The sequence below is a fragment of the Pseudomonas sp. RA_35y_Pfl2_P32 genome, from assembly GCF_963970735.1.
In the GTDB taxonomy this organism is placed as follows: Bacteria; Pseudomonadota; Gammaproteobacteria; order Pseudomonadales; family Pseudomonadaceae; genus Aquipseudomonas.
Genome location: NZ_CAXAQF010000215.1, coordinates 1 through 515, shown reverse-complemented (window position 1 = coordinate 515; position 515 = coordinate 1). Strand labels below are relative to the sequence as shown.

General features: G+C 69.3%; 1 protein-coding gene. It reads left to right on the top strand.

The features are described from left to right. The coding region (locus tag AACY45_RS27940) for an extensin-like domain-containing protein (protein WP_339548708.1) at positions 1-515 on the top strand (515 nt) is incomplete at both ends.

Sequence of the window (515 nt, the reverse complement as noted above, 5' to 3'; positions counted from 1 at the left end):
ATGAAGCCGACCGCGACGCTGGCCTGTCCGATCGTGTCCGAGCTCGACCGCTGGCTGGCCGACACCGTGCAGCCGTCGGCGATGCGCTGGTTCGGGGCCCGCGTGGTCGAGATCAAGCAGATTTCTGCTTATTCCTGCCGCGGCATGAACGGCAATCCCCGCGCCCATATTTCCGAGCACGCGTTCGGCAACGCCCTCGACATCTCCGGTTTCGTGCTCGCCGACGGCCGCCGCGTCACGGTGAAGGACGGCTGGCGCGGCGTGCCGGAGGAGCAGGGCTTCCTGCGCGACGTGCAATCCGGGGCCTGCGCGCATTTCACCACCGTGCTGGCGCCGGGCTCCAACGTCTTCCACTACGACCACATCCACGTCGATCTGATGCGCCGTGCCAGCCGCCGCCTGATCTGTCAGCCGGCCGCGGTCTCCGGCGAAGAGGTCGCGGCCAGGGCCGGCGGTCGCAATCCCTACGCCAGCCGGCGCGATCCCGCCGTCACCGGCTCGATCGGAACGCGCAA